At 68.1% G+C, this 19,873-nt stretch carries 18 protein-coding genes and 3 tRNA genes; 4 read left to right on the top strand and 17 right to left on the bottom strand.

What is annotated here, in order from left to right; genetic code table 11:
* Positions 1 to 13: 13 nt before the first annotated feature.
* Positions 14 to 583 carry a 5-aminolevulic acid synthase gene (locus RM543_RS13310; RefSeq protein WP_311692423.1) on the bottom strand — a complete coding sequence of 190 codons (570 nt, stop codon included), beginning with the start codon at positions 581 to 583 and terminating at the stop codon, positions 14 to 16.
* Between the two features lie 162 nt (positions 584 to 745).
* Between RM543_RS13310 and RM543_RS13305 the strand changes: the two genes are divergently transcribed.
* A complete protein-coding gene (locus tag RM543_RS13305; protein WP_311692422.1) occupies positions 746 to 2,137 on the top strand; it encodes a dipeptidase in 1,392 nt (463 codons plus the stop codon).
* 361 nt (positions 2,138 to 2,498) lie between these two features.
* On the opposite strand, the gene RM543_RS13300 is transcribed toward RM543_RS13305, so the two are convergent.
* The 7 genes from RM543_RS13300 to RM543_RS13270 all read right to left on the bottom strand — a co-directional run bounded on the left by RM543_RS13300 (position 2,499) and on the right by RM543_RS13270 (position 10,287).
* Positions 2,499 to 2,575: transfer RNA gene (locus RM543_RS13300), tRNA-Asp, on the bottom strand.
* Positions 2,576 to 3,208: 633 nt separating this feature from the next.
* Positions 3,209 to 4,801 carry a fucose isomerase gene (locus tag RM543_RS13295; protein ID WP_311692420.1) on the bottom strand — a complete coding sequence of 531 codons (1,593 nt, stop codon included), beginning with the start codon at positions 4,799 to 4,801 and terminating at the stop codon, positions 3,209 to 3,211.
* A complete protein-coding gene (locus RM543_RS13290; protein WP_311692418.1) occupies positions 4,798 to 6,420 on the bottom strand; it encodes an FGGY-family carbohydrate kinase in 1,623 nt (540 codons plus the stop codon). The genes RM543_RS13295 and RM543_RS13290 overlap by 4 nt, the downstream gene beginning before the upstream one ends.
* Before the next feature lie 4 nt (positions 6,421 to 6,424).
* Positions 6,425 to 7,249 (bottom strand): SDR family oxidoreductase, encoded by an 825-nt coding sequence (locus tag RM543_RS13285; RefSeq protein ID WP_311692416.1) that lies wholly within the window; start codon positions 7,247 to 7,249, stop codon positions 6,425 to 6,427.
* 30 nt (positions 7,250 to 7,279) lie between these two features.
* A complete protein-coding gene (locus tag RM543_RS13280) occupies positions 7,280 to 8,818 on the bottom strand; it encodes a tripartite tricarboxylate transporter permease (protein WP_311692414.1) in 1,539 nt (512 codons plus the stop codon).
* The gene (locus RM543_RS13275; protein WP_311692412.1) at positions 8,815 to 9,282 is read right to left on the bottom strand and encodes a tripartite tricarboxylate transporter TctB family protein; all 468 of its coding nucleotides are present in this window, start codon (positions 9,280 to 9,282) and stop codon (positions 8,815 to 8,817) included. The genes RM543_RS13280 and RM543_RS13275 overlap by 4 nt, the downstream gene beginning before the upstream one ends.
* A 21-nt stretch (positions 9,283 to 9,303) precedes the next feature.
* Positions 9,304 to 10,287 carry a tripartite tricarboxylate transporter substrate binding protein gene (locus RM543_RS13270; protein WP_311692410.1) on the bottom strand — a complete coding sequence of 328 codons (984 nt, stop codon included), beginning with the start codon at positions 10,285 to 10,287 and terminating at the stop codon, positions 9,304 to 9,306.
* Between the two features lie 167 nt (positions 10,288 to 10,454).
* Between RM543_RS13270 and RM543_RS13265 the strand changes: the two genes are divergently transcribed.
* Together RM543_RS13265 and RM543_RS13260 are read left to right on the top strand one after the other, a co-directional pair.
* A complete protein-coding gene (locus RM543_RS13265; RefSeq protein WP_311692408.1) occupies positions 10,455 to 11,204 on the top strand; it encodes a FadR/GntR family transcriptional regulator in 750 nt (249 codons plus the stop codon).
* Complete coding sequence (locus RM543_RS13260) at positions 11,197 to 11,856, top strand: RraA family protein (protein ID WP_311692406.1); 660 nt, start codon at positions 11,197 to 11,199, stop codon at positions 11,854 to 11,856. Before RM543_RS13265 ends, RM543_RS13260 begins: the two co-directional genes overlap by 8 nt.
* Before the next feature lie 75 nt (positions 11,857 to 11,931).
* Here RM543_RS13260 and RM543_RS13255 read toward each other — a convergent pair whose 3' ends face one another.
* The 3 genes from RM543_RS13255 to RM543_RS13245 form a co-directional block, all read right to left on the bottom strand.
* On the bottom strand, positions 11,932 to 12,063 hold the full coding sequence (locus tag RM543_RS13255) for a hypothetical protein (protein ID WP_311692404.1): 132 nt from the start codon (positions 12,061 to 12,063) through the stop codon (positions 11,932 to 11,934).
* 272 nt (positions 12,064 to 12,335) lie between these two features.
* A complete protein-coding gene (locus RM543_RS13250; protein WP_311692402.1) occupies positions 12,336 to 13,712 on the bottom strand; it encodes a CoA transferase in 1,377 nt (458 codons plus the stop codon).
* Between the two features lie 126 nt (positions 13,713 to 13,838).
* A tRNA-Val gene (locus RM543_RS13245) sits at positions 13,839 to 13,914 on the bottom strand.
* 198 nt (positions 13,915 to 14,112) lie between these two features.
* Between RM543_RS13245 and RM543_RS13240 the strand changes: the two genes are divergently transcribed.
* On the top strand, positions 14,113 to 14,499 hold the full coding sequence (locus RM543_RS13240) for an alpha/beta hydrolase (protein ID WP_311692400.1): 387 nt from the start codon (positions 14,113 to 14,115) through the stop codon (positions 14,497 to 14,499).
* A gap of 394 nt (positions 14,500 to 14,893) precedes the next feature.
* On the opposite strand, the gene RM543_RS13235 is transcribed toward RM543_RS13240, so the two are convergent.
* The 6 genes from RM543_RS13235 to RM543_RS13210 all read right to left on the bottom strand — a co-directional run bounded on the left by RM543_RS13235 (position 14,894) and on the right by RM543_RS13210 (position 19,757).
* Positions 14,894 to 15,748 carry a DUF4394 domain-containing protein gene (locus RM543_RS13235; protein WP_311692398.1) on the bottom strand — a complete coding sequence of 285 codons (855 nt, stop codon included), beginning with the start codon at positions 15,746 to 15,748 and terminating at the stop codon, positions 14,894 to 14,896.
* Positions 15,749 to 16,257: 509 nt separating this feature from the next.
* Positions 16,258 to 16,332, bottom strand: a tRNA-Val gene (locus RM543_RS13230).
* 43 nt (positions 16,333 to 16,375) lie between these two features.
* Positions 16,376 to 16,846: an HU family DNA-binding protein gene (locus tag RM543_RS13225; RefSeq protein ID WP_311692396.1), complete on the bottom strand. Its 471-nt coding sequence runs from the start codon at positions 16,844 to 16,846 to the stop codon at positions 16,376 to 16,378.
* 75 nt (positions 16,847 to 16,921) lie between these two features.
* Positions 16,922 to 17,743, bottom strand: a complete 822-nt coding sequence (locus tag RM543_RS13220; protein ID WP_311692394.1) for an EcsC family protein — start codon at positions 17,741 to 17,743, stop codon at positions 16,922 to 16,924.
* A gap of 116 nt (positions 17,744 to 17,859) precedes the next feature.
* Positions 17,860 to 19,092: a DegT/DnrJ/EryC1/StrS family aminotransferase gene (locus RM543_RS13215; protein ID WP_311692392.1), complete on the bottom strand. Its 1,233-nt coding sequence runs from the start codon at positions 19,090 to 19,092 to the stop codon at positions 17,860 to 17,862.
* Positions 19,089 to 19,757, bottom strand: a complete 669-nt coding sequence (locus RM543_RS13210; RefSeq protein ID WP_311692390.1) for an HAD-IA family hydrolase — start codon at positions 19,755 to 19,757, stop codon at positions 19,089 to 19,091. Before RM543_RS13210 ends, RM543_RS13215 begins: the two co-directional genes overlap by 4 nt.
* Positions 19,758 to 19,873 lie beyond the last annotated feature (116 nt).

The raw sequence follows: 19,873 nt of genomic DNA, 5'->3' as shown, positions 1-19,873 counted from the left end.
TGAAGTGCGGCCCTCAGTCCGCGATGACGACCCGGCAATCCCGCGGCCCTTCCGCAGCGGCGGCGTCATTGCAGACGGACAGCGCGCGCTCCGCCCCGGCCCCTATGCCGAAGTGTCCCGTGGCCTCCGAGATGGCCATTGCCTTGGGAGAGGAGGCGCCGCGGTACTCCTCCTCGAAGGCCGCCGTCGCCTCGGCGGACAGGGTCAGATCCCGTGCCCGGTAGCCCTTCGGCGTGGTGACCGACACGATGACGCAGGGCTCCCCCGTCGTGCGCCGGGCGTTGCAGGCGCCGAGCGCCGCGCGCTGCGCCGCGGCCGGGCTGTGGAAGTTCGCAAGCGCCACGGCGGAGCCGGTCTCTGCCGGATCGCCGGGGGAGACCGCGAGAGCGGCATAGTAGTCGAACTGCGCCGCGTACTGCTTCAGCGCGGCGATTTCGGCTGCACCGAGGAAATCGACTTCCGCGACCGAGACGGCCTGCGCGTCGCCCCGGAACAACTGTCCACGCGCCGCCTCCTCGTTCGCCTGGGCGAACGCGCCGCCGGCCATCAGGAGGGACAGGCTTGCAAGGATCGCTGATCGCATGGTGGCTCTCTTTCGTCTCGGATCATGTGTCGGGCGCGACATTACCCGTCCCCGCCCCGTTCGGCCACCCCGGGGGGAAAGGGCCCGCCTGACGCGGGGCGGGCGCTGGACAGCAGGCGCCCTCCCTGTAGGCTCCCGCGCGAACAATCGAAGGACCCCGACATGACCGATGACAGATTGAAGCCCGTCCTCGACAGGATCGACGACGAGATGCCGGCCGCGCAGGAGCGGCTGATGGAGTTCCTCCGCATCCAGTCGATCTCCACCGACCCCGAGTATAAAGGCGATACCCGCCGCGCCGCCGAGTGGCTGGCCAAAGACATCGAGGGCCTCGGACTCGACGAGGCTGGCCTGCGCGACACGCCGGGCCATCCCATGGTGGTGGGCCATGGCGGACCGGATGGCGGGGCGCATCTCCTCTTCTACGGTCATTACGACGTACAGCCGGTCGACCCGCTGAACCTCTGGGACCGCGATCCTTTCGATCCGGCGATCGAGGAGACCGAGAACGGCCCCGTGATCCGCGGCCGCGGCGCCTCGGATGACAAGGGCCAGCTGATGACCTTCGTCGAGGCCTGCCGCGCCTGGGTCGCGGTGCATGGCGCCCTGCCCTGCCGGCTGACCTTCTTCTTCGAGGGAGAGGAGGAATCGGGCTCCCCCTCCCTCATCCCCTTCCTCGAGGCGAACCGCGAGGAGCTTCAGGCCGACGTCGCGCTCATCTGCGATACCGGAATGGCCGCCCCGGGGGTGCCGTCCATCGCGACGCAGCTGCGCGGGATGCTGAAGGACGAGTTCACCCTCCACGGCCCGAAGCTCGACCTCCATTCGGGCCATTACGGCGGTCCCGCCCTCAACCCCTTGCGCGAAATCTCGAAGATCGTCGCCAGCTTCCACGACGAGACCGGCCGCGTCGCCGTCGAGGGATTCTACGAGGGCGTCGAGGAGGTTCCGGCGGAGTTGCTGGCCCAGTGGGAGGACATCGGCATCGACGAGTCCGCCTATCTCGGTCACGCCGGCATGAGTGTCGCCCATGGCGAGGCCGGCTACTCCGCGCTCGTCCAGCAATGGGCCCGCCCGACGCTGGAGATCAACGGGATGTGGGGCGGCTATACCGGCGTCGGCTCCAAGACCGTGATTCCGGCCGAGGCGCATTGCAAGCTGACCTGTCGCCTCGTCGGCCAGCAGGACCCCGCGGCGCTCCGCCGTGCCGTGCGCGCCCATGTCGAGGCGCGCCTGCCGCAGGATGCCAGCGTCGAGTGGAAGGGCGAGCTCGATGGCGCCCCGGCAGCCGTCTTCGACACCACCCGCCCCGAGTTCACCGGCGCGCGGGAGGCGCTGACGGAGGAATGGGAGCGTGATGCCGTCTTTACCGCCATGGGCGGCTCGATTCCGGTTGCGGGGTACTTCAGGCAGGTTCTCGGTATGGAATCCATGCTGATCGGCTTCGCCAGCGAAGACGACCGTATCCACTCCCCGAACGAGAAGTACGACGTCGCCGCGTTCCACCGCGGCACCCGCAGCTGGGCCCGCATCCTCGCCGCGCTCAGCAAGTAATGCCTGACAGGTGTCCGCACCCCTTCGGGGGCTGCGGACGCCTCGGGTCAGGCGCCGGCCGCCCTCTCCTTCACGTTGGATCGGGCGCGCACCGCCGACCCTCGGGATCGCCCGCCGTGACGCGCCGGGCCCGGCCGCTCCGGAGCATCTCCCACGCCGCCATTGGACGAACGCCCGGCCACCGGAGAACCGCATGCCGGCCACCGATCCCGGCAGCAGGCACCGCCTCCCGTCACGGGACGTCGGAGCCCCCCGCGCCGAAGACGCCGAAACGCCGACCGGCGGCGCGATGCTGATGCATCGCCCGCCGGGCCGAACCAGTAATGTCTGGAAGTTCAATCGCCCGAAGGCGAGGCAGCGGTGGCGCGGTTGACGGGGCTCGAACCCGCGACCCCCGGCGTGACAGGCCGGTACTCTAACCAACTGAGCTACAACCGCTCGCTGCCCGCTGCGCCTTCGGTCCGTTGGACTGTCCGGCGCGGCGTGAGGGGCGTTCTATGGATACCGCCCGCCCCCGTCAAGCGCGTTTCCAGCCTTCCCCGACGACAATTTGAAAATCTTCCTCAAGTCGTTGATCCGGAGCGGGAATTCGTCCCCCAAAAGAGGGTTGGCGCACCAGGAAATCCGGCGATGCCAGACGGAGCTACCGCGACGCCGCCATCGGAGCCCCTGACCGCCGCGCCTGACCATCGCGTCCGCCCCGGACGGGCGCAGACGCTTCGGCGCATCGGTTCAGGACGTGCCGTGCGTCCAGAGGCCGGAGCGCGCCCAAGGGCTCGGGCCAAGTCCAAAATCACGGCTGCGAAGCGCGTCATGGGGTTTCTGGATTTGCGACAGGATACCCGGCCCGGCGCGGTGGTCGCGGCCTCAGCGGGCGATCGATCGGGAAAGATCGAAATCCATGCCATCCGGTGGTGACATGAGATTGGCCAGCGGAGCGGCCCTACCGTCCGGCATTCCGATGATCGTGGTTTCCCCGGTCTCTGGACCAAGGCGGGGACGATCAGGCCCCGATGCGAGGGGGCGCCGCCTGCGGTGCCCCCTCGCCTGTCTCGCTGCGGCTGTGCCGGATCAGCTCACGCCGCAGAGCACGACCTCGAGCCCCAGTTCGGAGGCGAGCGCCGCCTTGGCGCGCATGGCGCGGTCGGCCTCTTCGGCGGAGTTCGCATAGGCGACCTGGATGTGGTTCGCCTTGTGGCGCGCCATCATCTGGTCGCGGGTGACGCCCGAGAGGATCGCGCTCATGATCGGCCATTGCGGGTTGGTCGCTTCCGAACGGCGCTTCTCCTCGGCCTCCGGCAGCCTGACGGACCGGCCGCGGCCGATATCCATCTTGAGCCGGCCCTCTTCCATGTAGATCCGGGACCAGACGATCTCTCCGGGCTTCGAGAAGCCCTTGAGGGAGCCGCCGCCCGCCGGGAAGAACATCGCCGGCTGACGATGGCTCTCGGAGCCGGTCCAGCCGCCGTCGTTATGCGCCGGCGGAACGGCGCCCGAGATCTCGAACACCCAGACGAACTCGCTCTTGCCGTCCACCTCGAAGTCCTCGCCCCAGCGCAGGTCGTGGAGCGTGTTCTCCACGGGCTGGCCGAGCGCGCGGAAGAGACGATTGGTCAGCACGCCGTCGAGCGCGGCACATTCGTCCACCTCGTTGAAATGCACGACCGCCTCGCCCTGCCGGATCACGCTGCCGTCGGCGCGGGTCACGTCGGGGCGGTCGTCGTTGTTCAGCATGCCCTCGACGAGATCCGATGCCGGCAGGAGATCCTTCAGGCCCTGCTGGTACTGGATACCCAGAGCCTCGCAGCCGAAGCTGTCCGCCATACGGAGCGCCGCGATGTACATCCGGCACTGGTCGATCACCTGATCCTCGGTCAGCTCCGTCGCGGGATCGGTGCCGAGATGGAACGTCATGCCCCGCTCCAGCATCCACTCGTAGGCGGCGCGGCCCTCGTCCTTCGGGACCTGCGTCGTCGCGTGGTAGAGAGCGGATTGCGACAGGCGCTCCTTGAAGACGCCCATGGGCATCAGGAGCTCGTCGGGAATGATCGCGTTGTACATCCCCATGCAGCCCTCGTCGAAGACGCCGAGGATGACCTTCTCCTGCCGGATGTCCGCCGCGATGGAGGCCGCGAGATCGGCATCCTCGCCCGGAACGCCCGCCCGGTCGAACGCGGTGACATGGGAGGCGTCGTGGGTGACGGTGCCGGTCTCGAGCCACTCTGCGAGGCCCTTCTGGAAGAACGCGTCGCTGAAATCGACGCTCCAGAGGGAGGAGTACGTGACGCCGGCCTTGGTCAGCGAGCCGTTGAGGTTCAGAAGGCCCACGAGGCCCGGCCACTGGCCTTCCCAGTTGGCGATGGTCAGGATCGGGCCCTTGTGGACCAGAAGACCGGCGAGGACGTGGTGGGAATACTGCCAGACCGCCTCGGCAACGATGAGCGGCGCCTCGGGATCGATGGTCTTGAACGCGTCCATCCCCTCGCGCTGGGTCGCGATGAAGCCGTGACCCTCGGGCTTGACGGGATGGGCGCGGACGAGCTCGTGGCCCATCCCTGCGAGAACCTCCGTCAGACGGTCCTCCATGGCCTTCTGGGCCGGCCAGCATTCGACGTTGGCGCTTTCGCGCAGATCGCCGCTGACGACGAGCGAGATGCGGGTCATGATGTCTCCTTCATCAGGGCGACGTAGGCGGCGTAGTCATCCTGCATCCGCCGGAACACCCTGTATTTCCTGTCGTGATAGTCCTTGATGTCTCCGCCGCGCGGCATCACCGCTTCGCCGGGGCCGGACATCGTCTCCATCGCCGCGTCGAGATCCGCAAGGTCTCCCGCTGCGGTAGCCGCCAGCATCGCGCATCCCAGAAGCACCGGTTCGGACTGCGCCGGAACGACGACGCGGCAGCCGGTGGCATCCGCGTTCTCGCGCTGGAAGAGCGTGTTCTGGGCAAGGCCGCCCGACAGGACGAGCGTGTCGACCGTGGCGCCCGCGGCGCGCATCTCCTCGACGATATGACGCGTGCCATAGGCCAGTCCCTGCATCGCGGCGAGATAGTCGAGCGCGAGGTCGTCCATGCCGGTGTCGAGCGTGATCCCGGCAATCGCGCCCATGCGCCACGGATCCGCCAGAGGCGAGCGGTTGCCGTGGAAATCGGGCTGGACATGACGCGAGGCGGCGAGGGTCGCGGTCTCCTCCCCCATACCGGCGAGATGCGCCTCGATGAGATCGGTGATGCGCTTGCCCTCGGCTTCTGCCCGCGCCTTGAGCTCGGCTGAGGCCGAATGCCGCGCGATGACCGCATCGAGAAGCGCGCCAGCGGCGGACTGGCCGCCCTCGAGGGCCCAGAATCCGGGCTTCAGCGCGCCGAAATACGGGCCCCAGACGCCGGGCACGAAGATCGCCTCGGGATTGATCGAGATATGGCAGGTCGAGGTTCCGGCGATGACCGCGAGGCGCGTGGAGACGTCCTCGTCGAGCGCGACGCCAAGGGTGCCGAGGGCCCCGGCATAGGCGTCGATCATGCTGGCGGAGACGGCGACACCCTCCGGGAGGCCGAGCTCCTCCGCCGCGGCCGGGGTCAGCGTGCCACAGGTCTCGCCGGGCGCGGCGAGGTGAGCGCCGATCGCCGCATGGTTGTCGCGGGCGAGGTCCTCGAGGCCGATGGCGGCGAGAAAGCCGTCATCCCAGCCCTGCCCCTCGGTGCCCTCGTGACCAAGATAGGTCCACTTGCAGACGGTGGAATTGAGCGAGCGGGTCAGCCCGCCCGTGGCGCGGTGCACGAGCCAGTCCGGCAGATCGAAGAACTGCGCGGCGTTGGCCCAGGCCTCGGGCAGCTCCCGCTTCATCCAGCGCAGCTTCGGCAGCTCCATTTCCGGGGAGATGCGGCCGCCGACATATTTCAGCGGCTCGCCGCCGATGGCGTTGATCTCCTCCGCGTCGCCCATGGCGCGATGGTCCATCCAGAGCATGACGTCCTCTGCCGCCGCCCCGCCCGGATCGACGCTGACGGGACCGCCCGACGCGTCGGCGACGACGAGCGAGCAGGTCGCGTCGAAGCCGATGCCGCGCACGTCGCCCGGCTCGGCGCCGGCGGCTTCGAGGGCGCCCCGGACGGCGGCTGTCACCGCCGCCCAGATCTCGGCGGAGCTTTGCTGCGCCCAACCGGCGCGGGGGCGATGGGTCTCGATCGCCCGGGCCTTCGTGCCGAGGAGCCGCCCTCCTTCGTCGAACACGCCCGCACGGGCGCTCCCCGTGCCGACATCAACGCCGATATAGGTCTTCATCTTCTCACCATGCCGTAAATCCACCATCGAGGACGAGGTTCGCCCCCGTCATGTAGCTGGAGGCGTCGGACCCGAGGAACTGGACGATCGGTCCGAACTCTTCGAGCTCGGCCTGCCGGCCCATCGGAACGCGTTCGAGGAAGGCATCGATGAATTCCTTGTCGAACGAACCGGTCTTGACGCCACCGAAGGTGACGAGGTTCACCCGCACCCCCTTCTTGGCCCAGTAGGTCGCAAGATAGCGGGTCATGTTCAAGAGGCCGGATTTGGACGCGGCATAGGAAATCGCCTTGACGAAGGGTTTGCCGTCCCGCTCCTCGCGGTAGGCGTAGAGCGACTGGTTGGGAGACACCATTCCGTACATCGAGCCCACCATGATGATGGAGCCGCGTCCCGCATCGGCCATCTTCGCGCCCACGACCTGGGACATCAGCATGCAGCCCGTCAGGTTCGTCTCGATGACATCGTCCCAGTACTTCTTGGGATAGACCTCGAACGGCGCGTTCTGGTCGGCATCCCCGTCCGGCTTGCTGTCGATCCCGGCATTGTTGATCAGGATATGCGGCACGCCCCACACCTTCTCGAGCTCGGCTGTCGCCGCCTCGATGCTGTCCTTGTCGCGCACGTCCGCCTTGAAGACGCGGACCAGGCCGGACAGGCCGGGGAACTGCTCCTCGATCTCGGCCTCGCTGCGCTCCCGCCGGGCGAAGATCGCGACCTTGGCGCCGGCGCCGGCGAGCTGCTTGGTGAACTGGGAGCCGAGCTGTCCGAGACCGCCGGTGACGACGGCGACCTTGTCCGTGACGGAGAAGAAATCGGTCATGTTCATGGTATATGTTCCTTGTTCGAAAGGGAAATGTCAGGAGGTGAGGCTGTCGTCCGGTTCGCCGGCCATGACCGTGCGGCGCCCCTTGATGGCGCTCCAGACGGTCAGGCCGAGGACGATCAGAACGAAGATGCCGAGACCGCAGGCGACGGGGCGCTCGAAGAACCCCATCAGGTTCCCGCGCGAGATCTGCATCGACATGATGAAGTTGCGCTCGAGCACCGGACCGAGCACGAGGCCGAGGATCACCGGAGCGATCGGGAAGTTGTTGCGCTCCATCACGTAGCCCACGAGGCCGGCGACCAGCATGACGCCCACGCCGAAAAGCGTGTTGTTGATCGCGTAGGAGCCGAGAAAGCAGCACAGCAGGATCATCGGCACGATGACCGAACGCGGAACCTTCAGCACCATCCGCGCCGCCTTGATCGCGACATAGCCGAGCGGAAAGAGCAGCAGGTTCGCGACGAAGAAGGACAGGATGATCGAGGTCGGCATGACCGGGTTCTCGGCGAAGAGCCGCGGGCCGGGCGCGACGCCCTTCATGTAGAGGACGCCCACCGCGATGGCCGTCACCGCGTCCCCCGGAATGCCGAAGACGAGGGCCGGGATCCAGGCGCTGGAAAGGCCCGAATTGTTGGCCGAGGTCGCTTCGATCAGCCCCTCGGGGTGGCCCGTGCCGAACTTCTGCGGCGTGCGGGAGAAGCGGCGGGACACGCCGTAGGCGATCCAGGCCGCCAGATCCCCGCCCACCCCCGGCAGCGCGCCGAGCGAAGAGCCGAGCGCGGTGCCGCGCACGAGACTGAGCGGATAGGTTTTCAGAAGACCGAGGATGCCGCGATAGGGCCGCATGGCCCCGTCGCTCGCGGGCGTCGCCGCCTTCGAGGCATCCGCCGCGCCGATCCCCGAAAGGCCGCGCAGGATTTCCGAGAAGGCGAACATCCCGATCATCACCGGTATGAAGCTGACCCCGCCGCTCAGTTCCACCGATCCGAAGGTGAAGCGGGGCTGACCGCTGGTGACGTCGAGCCCCACCGTCGCGATCAGAAGGCCGATCGCGAGCGACACGCCCCCTTTCACGGGGTTGCTGCCGGAGACGAGCGCGCAGGTCAGAAGCCCCAGAAGCGCCAGCCAGAAGAACTCGAAGCTGGAGAAGTTGAGCGCGAGCCGCGCCAGGAGCGGACCGGTCAGAAGGAGCACCGAGGCGCCGATCAGACCGCCGAGCGCCGAGAAGAAGAAGCCGATGGAAAGCGCCCGGCCGGCATGGCCCGCGCGGGTCATCGCGTAACTTTCCTCGGTATAGGCCGCCGAGGCCGGCGTGCCCGGAATGCGCAGGAGCGCCCCCGGAATGTCGCCCGCGGTGATCGCCATGGCGGTGGACGAGACGATGAGTGCGATCGCCGGAAGCGGCGCCATGTAGAAGGTGAGCGGCACCAGCAGCGCCGTCGCCATGGTCGCCGTCAGCCCCGGCAGCGCACCGATGAAGAGGCCGTAGACGGCGCCGCCCAGGATCGCGAGCAGCACGTCGAATTGCAGAACGAGGACCGCCGCCTGAAGAAGTGTGTCGAAGCTCATGGCAGGATCGCTCCCAGCGGGCCGGCCGGCAGGCTCACCCGCAGCACGCCCGAGAAGGTCAGGTAAAGGGTCAGGACGAACACCGGCGCGACGATGAGGATCGTCAGGGGGCGTGCGCCCATCAGTCCCATCATCACGGCCACGAAGAGCATCCCGAAGAGCGGGAAGCCCAGCGGTTGGAAAAGCACCATTCCCAGAAGCAGACCCGCGAGGGACCATGCCGCGGCGAGCCCCGCCCTGCCCCGTCCGCGCCATTCGTCAGCGTCGAGCGCCGGCCCACCCTCGCGCAGTCCGGTCAGGAAGATGATGCCCCCGAAGACGATGAGGGCGATGCCGTATATGGTGGGCATCAATTCCCCTCCGAACCGCACGCCCGGCACTCTGGGAAGCTGTGCAGCTCCCCAGAGTACGGCCAGGCCGAACGCGGCCAGGAGCGGGCCGAAGAGGCGGTCCGCAATCCTCATGTCCTGCTCTCCAACACGGACTTACTGGGTCAGACCGGCCGATTCCATCGCCGAGGCAAGACCCTCGCCGGAGGATTTCACGGTCTCGCCGAAGGTGGCTGCATCCTGGTAGGCAACCGAAAAGCCGCGAGAGGCCATGAAGTCCCGGAACTCCTGATCCTGCGTGATCTCCTCGAGGGCGCCTTCGACGGCGGTCACGACCTCCTCCGGGATACCGTCCGGCCCGGCCATTCCGCGGAAGGGCAGCGGGGACCAGTCGATGTCGAAGATCTCGGTGGTCGTGGGCAGGTCGGGATAGAGGTCGCTCCGCTCGGAGGAGATCAGCGCGACGGTCTGCGCTTCGCCTGCATCAACGAGGGACTGCGCTTCGGCCGGAGAGGTCGAGACGACGTCGATGGCGCCGGAGGCAAGCTGCTGGAGCGCCGGGGCGGAGCCGTCGGACGCGACCCAGTTGGCCTCGGCGGGGTCGATATCCAGCCGGTCCAGAAGGCCGATCCACGCGAGGTGAGAGAGACCGCCGCGGTTGGCGCCGGAGGCTGCGATGCCGCCCGGATCGGCCTTCACGGCCTCGATCAGCCCTTCCGCGTCGTCATACTCGGCGTCCGCGGCGATGTTCACCGCGATCGGGTCCGCGTTGAACCGGCCGATATAGGTGTAGTCGTCCGTGGTGACGCCGGAGAGGCCCTGCGGCTCATACATCGTCGATTCGATGGTGATGACGCCCAGCGTGTAGCCGTCGGGCGCGGCGTTCGCGATGGCGGAATGGCCGACGAGTCCGCCGCCGCCGGTGCGGTTCACCACGTTGAAGGGCTGGCCGAACTTCTCCTCGAGTTCGGCCGCCACGGCGCGCGCGGTGGCATCGGTGCCGCCGCCGGCCGACCACGGCACGATCACGGTGACCGCCCGCTCCGGCCAGTCCGCCATGGCAGCGCCGGTGGTGGCGACGAGAACGAGGCCAGCCGCGCCGAGGGCACCGCGAAGAGATCCGCCTGTTACATGAAGCATCGTGTTCCTCCCTTTGATCCTGTTCGCGGCGTCCATCCTCCGGCCGCCGCACTTGACATATGACTTATGTCACAAGTACCGTAAGCTGCAGCGAACGCCTCCGTCAACCTGTCTTCTGGGCAACGGCGGACCTTGGGCGAGGCGACAGGGAAATGCGAGGAACCACAATGAGCATCGGGGCGACGCAGGCCGGATCACGCGAGCGGCTGCATGTCGGCGTCATGACGGCGCTCGAGGAGCGGATCCTCGGCGGCGAGCTGAAGGTGGGAGACAAGCTCTCCTCCGAAAGCCGCATCGCCGAGGAATTCGGCGTCTCGACACGCTCCGTCCGGGAAGCGATCCAGGCCCTCGAGACCAAGGGTCTCGTTCAGCGCCGCCACGGGGGAAACACCACCGTCGTGCGGCAGGACGTCAGCGAGTTCATCAGCTCCCTCGCCGTCACGGTGCGGCAGCAGATGGCTGCGCATCCGGGGTATCTGGAACAGCTCATGGGGGCCCGGCGGATGATCGAGACCGAGGTCATCGACCTTCTCGTCGCCTCCGAGACCCCGGTGACCGACGATGTGACCCAAGCCCTCCGCGCAATGGAGAAGGCACGCGACGACGGCGCGTTCGATACGTTCGTCATCGCCGACGCCCGCTTTCACCTCGCCCTCGTACACGCCTCCGGCAACAGCATCCTCGCGCTGATGTACGAGAACTTCGCGAACCTCATCACCGAGATGATCGAGGTGTCGAGCCGCGTTCCGACGAAGTCGCTGACCGAGGCCTACGACGAACACGAGAAGATCTACGACCGCATCGCGCGCCGGGACGGTGCCGGCGCGAAAGACCTGATGCGAGAGCAGATCGCACGCAGCACCGAGTATCTGCGCATTGCCGCGCAGACCGAAAGGGAGAAGAAATCGAATGTTTGAGACCGACTACAGCCCCGCCGAGCAGGATGCGATCGAGAGGCTCAGGGCCTGGTATTCGGGCGACGTGCACGACAGCATGGAAGCTCTCGGCCACTTCGGCTACCTCGAAGGGATCTCGCTGCAGGGCACGCTGGGCGACGGCGCTGTCGTCGTCGGCCCCGCCGTGACCGTGTCCTTCAAGCCGTCGGACCGGAAGGGTGAGCCGCAGGACGTCTATCACAACGCGATCGACAACGTGCCGGCGGGCGGAGTGATCGTTCTCGATGCCTCCTGCGCGGACGGCGCCTGCTCCGGAGAGCTGATGTCCACCGGCGCGAAGACCGCCGGCGCCGCCGCGACGATCGTGAACGGAACCGTGCGCGATCTCGCGCAGGTCCGTCGCCTCGGCTACCCCCTCTTCGGTACGCATCCGAGCCCGGTCGGCGTGAGCGGCCGAAAGGAGCCGGCCGAGAGCCAGGTTCCGATCACCATCGGCCGCGTCACGGTGAAGCCCGGCGACGTAATCTTCGCCGATATCGACGGTGTGGTCTGCGTGCCCCGCGATCACCTGATCGCCATCGCCGACGAGGCGGATGCCAACGGCAAAAACGAGGCATCGGCCCGCGAGCGCATCCTGAAGGGCGAGAAACTGCAATCGGTCTGGCCCGCCTGATCCCGGCCGGCGCCTTTCGAGGCAGGCAGACAATGGGGGGGCGGGCGCCGCGTTGGCGCCCACCCCCCCATTTGATTACCGGCCCTTCTTCTCGCCGAGCGAGAGCGGCTTCGCGGCGCCCGAATTGGCCGTTGCGAGAACCTTCGCCTTCTCCTGCTTCGGCTTCTTCACTTCCTTGTTTCCACGCCTGTTATTGCCCTTGGACATGATGTCCTCCTCGGATGACCACCGATCCGGCGACATGCCGGACGGTCCGATTCTCAGGAAAATCAGGGTTGCCTGACATGACGTCAGGGCGATGACTTCGATGAGTCTTCGCGCGGCGGCCACTTGCGGTGGTCCGGCGCGTCAGGCGAATCTAGTCGCACCGCAGCCCTGCGCAAGCCTGTTGCGGGGCACGTGTGAAATAAGCCGTGCGGCAACGGAAGGCGGGACCGCCTCCAGCGAAGACGCACGTCCCCTGAAATGACCAGTCGGCGTCAGCCCCACTCCGGCGCGTTCGTCCCCAGGGGAACGGGCGGCGAAGTCCAGCGCCAGTCCGGTCCCTGAAGGGGTGGACGCAGGGCCCTGACCCTGCCGAACTCCGTATCGGTGTCCTGAAGGAGGTCCGCGATCTCGGCAATGCCCGGCCCGTGTTCGGGGCGGCTCGTCTCCGGGCCGAGCCGGTCATGGGTCTGCCGCATCCACTGAGCCGTGCCGGCAAGGGAAAGCCGAACGGACCAGCTGCCGCCCTCCTTCGATTGTCGCAGGAGCGCCAGCATCGCCCCGAAGGCCGCGAGGTAGCCGGAGAGGTAGTCGAGCGGCTGGCAGGGAAGGTTCGCCGGAACCTCGCGGCCGCCGCGGCACATCCCCGTCGTGGCCTGCACGAGGCTGTCATAGCCGCGCCGGCCGGCCCAGGGCCCGACAGGACCGAAGGCGTCGAGATCCACGTGGACGAGGCCGGGAGAGATCGACATCATCGCCTCGCGGCCAAGGCCGAAGCCCTCCAGCGCGCCGGGGCGATAGGCATCGAGCATCACGTCGGCCTCCGCGGCAAGCTGCCGGACGAGCGCCCGCCCCGCATCGCTCCGCAGGTCGATCTCGGCCGCGCGCTTGCCGAAGCCCGTATCGACCACGAGCGAGGTGATCGAGGGCAAGCCCGGCCCCGAGACGAGGAGCACGTCCGCACCGGCTTCGGCCATCGTCCGCCCGGCCATCGGGCCTGCGATCACGCGGGACAGATCGAGCATGCGGTAGCCGCTCAGCGGCTCATCCCCGGCACCTCTCGGCCGCGGAGCCGCGTCGCCGATACGCTCGATGCCGAGAACAGGCAGGGGTCTGAGGGCCCGCGCGTGATCTTCCGCCTCCCACTCCTCGCGGGTCCTGACACGGGCGGCGCAGAGACCGGCGGCGATCGCCTCATCCTCGATCCCGGACGCGTCGCGCCCGCGGACCGCCCGCGCCACATCGTCGGCACCCGATGCGCCCAGAAGGTCGATCAGGCCCGCCTGCAGATGCGGAAAGTTGCCGTGCAGGAAGACCCATTCGCCGCCCGCCGCCTCGTAGAAGCCGGTGAAGGGATCGCGGAACTTCGCGCTCCGTCCGTCGATCTGCAGGAAACTCGAGGATGCCATGGCAAGCCCCGCCGCGCGCGTATCGATGCGGACCGGGCGGCGTTCCCCCGTCCAGGTTTCATGGAGCGCCGATGCGGCGAGCCCCACGGCCGCGAGGGCGGCGACGGCATTGGCGGTGACCGGCCAATCCGTCGCGAGGGCGAGTCCCGTATCGAGGATTTCAAGCCGGTCCAGCGGCGCATCCGGCCAGTCGACGACCTCCAGCAGCGAGTCGAGGATCGGGCGCGCGCGTTCTTCGTACATTCGGGGTCCCCCAGGAGCCGGCGGCGGCCCGCCAGAGTGACGCATGATGAAGCAGACCAAGTCAAATCACGGGGCGTCGACGTTGCGCGGCTCCGCGCGGCCCTACCCTACCGAACCGGCAGGGCATGGTGGGTGGTGAGGGATTCGAACCCCCGACATTCTCGGTGTAAACGAGACGCTCTACCAACTGAGCTAACCACCCGGCGCCCGTGCGGTCTCTAGCCCAGCGTGGCGGTCTTTCGCAAGTCGCACCCGAGAGTGGGCTGCGCGCCGTCCTGCAGATGCCGGACGCTCCCCTGCCCGCCCGGCAGCGCGCGGATCTTCTCTCGACGCGACCGCGCTTGTTCTCGACCCTGTTTTGCCCAACGGGCCATTCTTCTAGCGTGAAAGGGTGGCGGAGATGCGCGCCATCCTCCACGAGCTGACCGAGGTCGAGCGACAGGCACCGGCCGTGGCCGGGCGGCTTGACCAAGACCGGATCGCGGTGGCCGGGCATTCCTTGGGCGGGTTCACCTGCAGCCTGCTGCTTGGCGTGCGCCTTCAGGATGATGACGTCTCCGACGCGCGCATCCGTGCCGGCATCCTGTTAGCCTCTCAGGGCCGTGGCGGCGCGGACCTGACCTCGGAAAACGCCGCGCGCTTTTTGTTCTTCGGCGTGGAGTTCAGAGGGATCAACGCCCCGACGCTGGTGGTTTGCGGAGCCGATGACGACCCCACTTCACGCCTCGGGGGCCCGGACTGGCACGCCGATCCGTTCCACGGTGCCCCCGGAGCCGATTCCCTCTAGGTGATCACCGGCGTCAGCCATGGTTTGGGCGGTATCGCCGGTTGGGATGCGCGCAAAACCGAAGCAGAAGCCCCGGACACGCTGGAGGCCACGCGGCGGCTGATGCTGGCGTGATTGAGGAGCATCTTTGAGACAGTGCTCGCCGCCGGGTCCCATAGCCAGTCCGCACTCAAGGAAAGCGCGGCATCGATTGCGAAGATCACATCAGGACAGATGTGACTTTCGGGGGCAAATCAGTCCGCACAAAAGCCGTTCCAGGCAGGTGCGGCGAAGGCCGACAGGACGCCGAAACCGATTGAGTCGGCCATAGACGAAATTATGCCCCCGGTCGAAGCGACCGGGGGCACCGGAGCGGCGAGGCGCCGCCCTCCAGGCAGGATCGCCCTCGCGGAGATTACATCCCCTGCGAAACGGCGAAGCCGGTGAAACCGCCCATGCCGAGTTCATCGAGTTCGGTCAGCGCACCCGTTTCCAGATCAACCGAGTACAGCCCGGCCACATCCTCGCCATCGATCTGCAGGAGGGCGTAGGCCATGTCGGTGCCTTCCTCGGGGGAGACGATGTCGAAGCCGCCCCAGTCGGTCACGTCGACCGTTTCGCCATCCAGCGTCAGGTATCCGACGCTCGCAAGCTCGCCTGCGTTGTTGGCCAGGGTCACCAGCGCGTTGGACTGCGCATCGATGGCGTACTGGGCCGTCGACCCGGCCGTCTCGCCGGAGATGGCGTTGGTATAGGCGTTGGCGAAGATCTGGGGCTCCATGTCGGCCGACATGTCACCGTCGACGTAGAAGGCGTCGGTGAAGCGGCGGACCGAGTTGGCGCGCTCGTCGTTGTCGCCGAAGCCGTCGGGGAAATAGACGAGGTTGGAGCCGTCGGCGCCCACGGCACGGACCGCGTCGATCTGGTTGTTGAAGTCGAACGCCACCGCGCCTTCGCCGATCATGGCATCGTCCATGAACGTCGCGCCGAGGTCGGTCAGCTCACCCGACATCGGATCGATCTCGTAGATCATGCCGTCGGCATAACCGAGAAGCTGGCCCGTCACGGGGCGATAGGCGATGGCGCGCAGCGGGGTTTCCAGCGAATAGGTTTCCACCTCGCCGGGCTGGGCGATATCGGCCATGGTGACGAGGGTCCCGCCGTCTTCGGCCAGAGCGTACCCCATCATGCCTGCATTATCCTGCGCCAGTGCGGCCGAGCCGAAAGCGAGCGAAAGAGCGGCGACGGGAAGCGTGGTCTTGGTAAACATCGGGTCATCCTGTTGTTCAGTTTGGCCAGCCTCTTGCTGGCCGCATCGCTGAAGACACGAACCCGCCGGCACGTAAGTTTCGGAGCAGGGGTGCTTTTCTCTCGCAAGGCAGGTGAGCCGCTGTCATCGCAAAGACCCGCCTCGCATCCTTTTGGAACGTCAGGGTCGGATGAGGTACCTCTGACCGACCGCTCCAGCAGGCATGCTGCGACCGCGATACGTCTGGGCAGCAGGTACGGTTCATGCAGCCGCGCATGTCAGGGTCAGACGCAGCAGACGTCGGCTCCCCGCATATCCTTTTGCGTGGCTTTGCAAATGCAGCGCAACTTGCGCACGTGCCGCTGGCGGCAGGAAGGTCCCGCACAGCCGACACTCACGGCCGCCGCAGCGAAGAGCGGCGTCCGGGCAGCCCGCTCGACCAGAGGCGACGCTTCAGCTGCCAGCTCGGGTCACTGAACCTGCAAGCACGCCGTGCCGCGTACCGGTCCATCTGGTCTGAAAGGAAAAGGTGGTGGGTGATGAGGGATTTGAACCCCCGACATCTTCGATGTGAACGAAGCGCTCTACCACTGAGCTAATCACCCGACGGCGGGTCTGATAGCCTCGCCTCGGGACAAGCGCAAGGGCTCAGTCGGCCCCTTCCGCATCGTCGCCCGGCTCCTGGCCGCTTTCATCCGGACCGGGCTGGCTGTCCTTCGGTCCCGGTGCGGCACCGCCGGTCCTGCGCAGGCGAAGGTTCAGCACCTCGCCGCCGCTGACCTCCTTCCTCCTGCCGACCATGAGCTTCCCGAGGGGCGGCACCTGCATCTCCCGCCCGTCGCTCAGCATCTCGCCAAGGACGCCGAGCATCGCCTCCACCACGGGCTTGGCGTCCCGCTTCTTCACGCCCGACTGGGCCACGACCCGGTCGATGAGCTCGGGCTTCTTGACCTTCGCCCCGGCCACAACGGGCTCGGGCGAGACCACGGTCACCGGCGGCACGATGCTGTCGGTGGAAACGGTGCCGTCTTCACGGGGCAAGGGTGGATCGGAGGCGCGGCGGCCGGCACCGGGCGCGGGGCGGCCCTTCGGATCGGGGGTCTCGGAGCTGTCGTTCATGCAAGGTCCTTCCGGCCGGCCATCGCGTCACGTCGGGGCGAAACGTACACCAGCCAAGGCGCTGTGCAACCGGGATCAGGACTCCTCTTTGGCGGTGTCCGGCGGCGGTGCGGGCAAGGCCTTGCGGGCCATCAGCCAGCGTTGGCGATAGGCGTAGCGCGCGGCGCGGGAGACGTCGGTCTGGAAGCTTGCGTTCACCATCGCCGCGACGGCGCCGCCGACCACGGGCACGAGGCGACCGGCCCGCCGCCCGGCCAGCGACGCGCCGAATTGCCGGGCGAGGCGCTCCACGATCTTCTCGGACACCCATTCGCCCCCCTTCTCCAGCGCCATCCGGCCCTCGGGGGTCGCGAGGTAGCGGGCCATGGCGTTGAGGTTGTGCAGCGTGGTCTGCCGGCCCTCCTCGCCGATGGACGTCGCGACTTCGAGGACCATCAGCCGGAAGGCGGCCTCCTCCTCTCCCTCGCCGGCAAAGCCGTAGGCCGCACCCGTGGCGCGCACGTTGCGGGCGGCGAGCGCGATGGTTGCTGGGATGTCCGCACTCATCCCGGCGGCGCCGAACCAGCCGGCGGCGCCGCCGGTGGCCGCATTGCTGCCGACGGACCAGCCCTGGACCTTCAGCGCCGCCGCATCGCAGGCGGCGAGATCGTCGATGTCATGGGGCGAGACGACGTCCCTCAGGGTCATCCCGGCCAAGCGGTCCGCGGCGGCGAGGCCGCGCCTGACGAGCCCCGGCGGCACCAGCCGCGCCGCGACGCTGCCGAGCGGCGCCGTCAGGCGTTCGGCGCCGCGGCCGAGCCGCGTCGCGCGGGCCTCCTCGTACTTCGCCTGGGCCTTGAGGGCCTCCGTCAGAACGCCCGCGGTGCCCGGCGTGGCCGGTACTCTGCTATCGCTCATGGCTTGCGGTCCACCTCGTTGTCATCCCCTCGCCTGCCGGAGGAATATAGGACCAGCCGACGCATAGCGGAAGGTCCGCGGCGGGGATGCGGCGACGCCCTGCCCGGACGGCCGCCCTACCCGATCGACGCCATCGCGCGCTGGACCTCGGCGCGAATGATCCGGCCGATGAGGGCACATTCCTCGAGCGTGAAGGTCAGCGGCAGGCGCATGTCCAGGAGGGTGGCAAGCGTCCGGTCCGTGGCCGGCAGCTCGGGCGGCGCGGCATAGGCCCAGTGACTGTAGCGCGAGGTATAGCCGTGGGGCTCCGCTGCGCCGAACCACTTCAGCTCGACACCGCGGGCGGAACACGCGCGGACGAGGTCGGGCAGCGTCTCCGGCGGCGCGCCCGGCAGCGAAAACTGGAAGGAGGAGCCGACGAAGCCTTCCTCCGGCGGCCGCGTGAAGAGATGCAATCCGGGGACGTCCGCCAGCTCCCGCTCCACGACCCGGTAACGCTCGGTCCACGCGGCGCAGCGCTCGTTCAGCAGTTTCAGCTGGGGCGTCAGGATCGCGGCCCGGAGATTGTCCATGCGGCCGGAGATGTTGGGCACGTCGCCGAGGATCGGGGCGAAGGTGTCCGCCCCCGGCGCAGCGATATGGCGGTCCCAGAGCATGTAGCTGCCCGAGAGGAGGACGGCCCGGGCGAAGGTGTCCGCGTCGTCCGAGATCAGGAGCCCCCCCTCGCCCGAGTTGATGTGCTTGTAGGTCTGGGTGGAGAAGCATCCGACCCGCCCGTGCCGCCCTGAGGGAATGCCGCGCCACGTCGCGCCCATCGTGTGGGCGCAATCTTCGATCAGGACGAGACCGAGCGCCTCCGTGGAGGCCAGAAGCCGGTCCATGTCGCCGATATGCCCGCGCATGTGACTGAGGACGAGATGACGCGCGCCGCTCTCGCTTGTCTTCGCCTCGAGGTCGGCAAGGTCGATGGTCAGATCGTCGCCCGTTTCCACGAAGACCGGACGGCCGCCGGCCGCGACGATCGCGCCGGGCACCGGCGCCAGCGTGAAGGCATTGGTGAGGACGGGCGCTCCGGCCTCCACGCCTGCCGCCCTGAGCGCGCAGGAGATGGCGTAGCCCCCCGAGGCGACGGCAAGGCAGTAGCGCGCGCCCGTCAGCGCGGCGAACTCCTGCTCCAGGCGGGCGGTTTCCCCCACCTCTCCCGGCGCCACGTTGTAGCGATGGAGCCGCCCCGAGCGCAGGACCTCGCCAGCGGCCAGGATCGCCTCGTCGGGAATCGGCTCCTGCTGGGTGAAGGACCCGCGGAAGACGTCTTGCCCTTCCGCCTGCTCCCCGCCCGCTTCGGTCATGCCGCCCCCAGAAGCCGCTCGGCGACGTCCGGCAGATCCTCGAACCGCTCCAGAAGCGCCTCCGGCTCCAGCTCCTCCACGCTCCGCCCGCCGGGGCCGAACGTGACGAGGGCGCAGGGCACGCCGGCGGCGCGGGCGGTGTCACGGTCGGTCACGGTGTCCCCCACGAGAAGCGCGCGGTGCCGCAGCCCCCCGGCCCGCTCGGCGGCGACGAAGAGCGCCTCGGGATCGGGTTTGCGCACCGCCAGCGTATCCGCGCCGACGAGGGAGCCAAACGCGTCCCTCACCCCCAGGCGCGAGAGCAGAAGCTGCGCCAGAGCCTCGGGCTTGTTGGTGCAGATGCCGACGCCGATCCCCCGCCGCCCCAGCTCCGCCACGGCCTCCATCGCGCCGGGATAGAGCACCGTATGGGTGTCGATCCTCGTCTCGTAATGGCGCAGGAGTTCAGGGTATTCGCGGTTCACCATCCCCTCGTCCCACGGCCCGCCCAGCCGGTCGAAGGCCAGGCGCAGCATGGCCCGTCCGCCGCGCACCGCGACGGCGCTGTCGGCGTCCGTCAGCGGGTCGTCATGGCCGAGCTCCCGGAAGCAGGCATTGGCCGCCTCCAGAAGATCCTTGCTGGTATCGGCCAGCGTTCCGTCCAGATCGAAGATGACCGTGCGCATGATGGGAGGAGCCTTGTGACAGGGTGACACCGCAAGTGATCGCCCGGAGCGTGCAGGTCCCTTGCAGCCATTCGTCGCCCGCGTAATACGGGATCGCGAGGCCAAAACAAGAGCAG

It is taken from the genome of Tropicimonas omnivorans (assembly GCF_031846565.1).
Lineage (GTDB): Bacteria > Pseudomonadota > Alphaproteobacteria > Rhodobacterales > Rhodobacteraceae > Tropicimonas_B > Tropicimonas_B omnivorans.
This window is presented reverse-complemented; position numbering and strand designations above follow the sequence as displayed.

Excerpts from the sequence above, each read along its gene's own strand:
- RM543_RS13310 (WP_311692423.1), bottom strand. The coding sequence starts at position 583 with ATGCGATCAGCGATCCTTGCAAGCCTGTCCCTCCTGATGGCCGGCGGC.
- RM543_RS13305 (WP_311692422.1), top strand. The coding sequence starts at position 746 with ATGACCGATGACAGATTGAAGCCCGTCCTCGACAGGATCGACGACGAG.
- RM543_RS13295 (WP_311692420.1), bottom strand. The coding sequence starts at position 4,801 with ATGACCCGCATCTCGCTCGTCGTCAGCGGCGATCTGCGCGAAAGCGCC.
- RM543_RS13290 (WP_311692418.1), bottom strand. The coding sequence starts at position 6,420 with ATGAAGACCTATATCGGCGTTGATGTCGGCACGGGGAGCGCCCGTGCG.
- RM543_RS13285 (WP_311692416.1), bottom strand. The coding sequence starts at position 7,249 with ATGAACATGACCGATTTCTTCTCCGTCACGGACAAGGTCGCCGTCGTC.
- RM543_RS13280 (WP_311692414.1), bottom strand. The coding sequence starts at position 8,818 with ATGAGCTTCGACACACTTCTTCAGGCGGCGGTCCTCGTTCTGCAATTC.
- RM543_RS13275 (WP_311692412.1), bottom strand. The coding sequence starts at position 9,282 with ATGAGGATTGCGGACCGCCTCTTCGGCCCGCTCCTGGCCGCGTTCGGC.
- RM543_RS13270 (WP_311692410.1), bottom strand. The coding sequence starts at position 10,287 with ATGCTTCATGTAACAGGCGGATCTCTTCGCGGTGCCCTCGGCGCGGCT.
- RM543_RS13265 (WP_311692408.1), top strand. The coding sequence starts at position 10,455 with ATGAGCATCGGGGCGACGCAGGCCGGATCACGCGAGCGGCTGCATGTC.
- RM543_RS13260 (WP_311692406.1), top strand. The coding sequence starts at position 11,197 with ATGTTTGAGACCGACTACAGCCCCGCCGAGCAGGATGCGATCGAGAGG.
- RM543_RS13255 (WP_311692404.1), bottom strand. The coding sequence starts at position 12,063 with ATGTCCAAGGGCAATAACAGGCGTGGAAACAAGGAAGTGAAGAAGCCG.
- RM543_RS13250 (WP_311692402.1), bottom strand. The coding sequence starts at position 13,712 with ATGTACGAAGAACGCGCGCGCCCGATCCTCGACTCGCTGCTGGAGGTC.
- RM543_RS13240 (WP_311692400.1), top strand. The coding sequence starts at position 14,113 with ATGCGCGCCATCCTCCACGAGCTGACCGAGGTCGAGCGACAGGCACCG.
- RM543_RS13235 (WP_311692398.1), bottom strand. The coding sequence starts at position 15,748 with ATGTTTACCAAGACCACGCTTCCCGTCGCCGCTCTTTCGCTCGCTTTC.
- RM543_RS13225 (WP_311692396.1), bottom strand. The coding sequence starts at position 16,846 with ATGAACGACAGCTCCGAGACCCCCGATCCGAAGGGCCGCCCCGCGCCC.
- RM543_RS13220 (WP_311692394.1), bottom strand. The coding sequence starts at position 17,743 with ATGAGCGATAGCAGAGTACCGGCCACGCCGGGCACCGCGGGCGTTCTG.
- RM543_RS13215 (WP_311692392.1), bottom strand. The coding sequence starts at position 19,092 with ATGACCGAAGCGGGCGGGGAGCAGGCGGAAGGGCAAGACGTCTTCCGC.
- RM543_RS13210 (WP_311692390.1), bottom strand. The coding sequence starts at position 19,757 with ATGCGCACGGTCATCTTCGATCTGGACGGAACGCTGGCCGATACCAGC.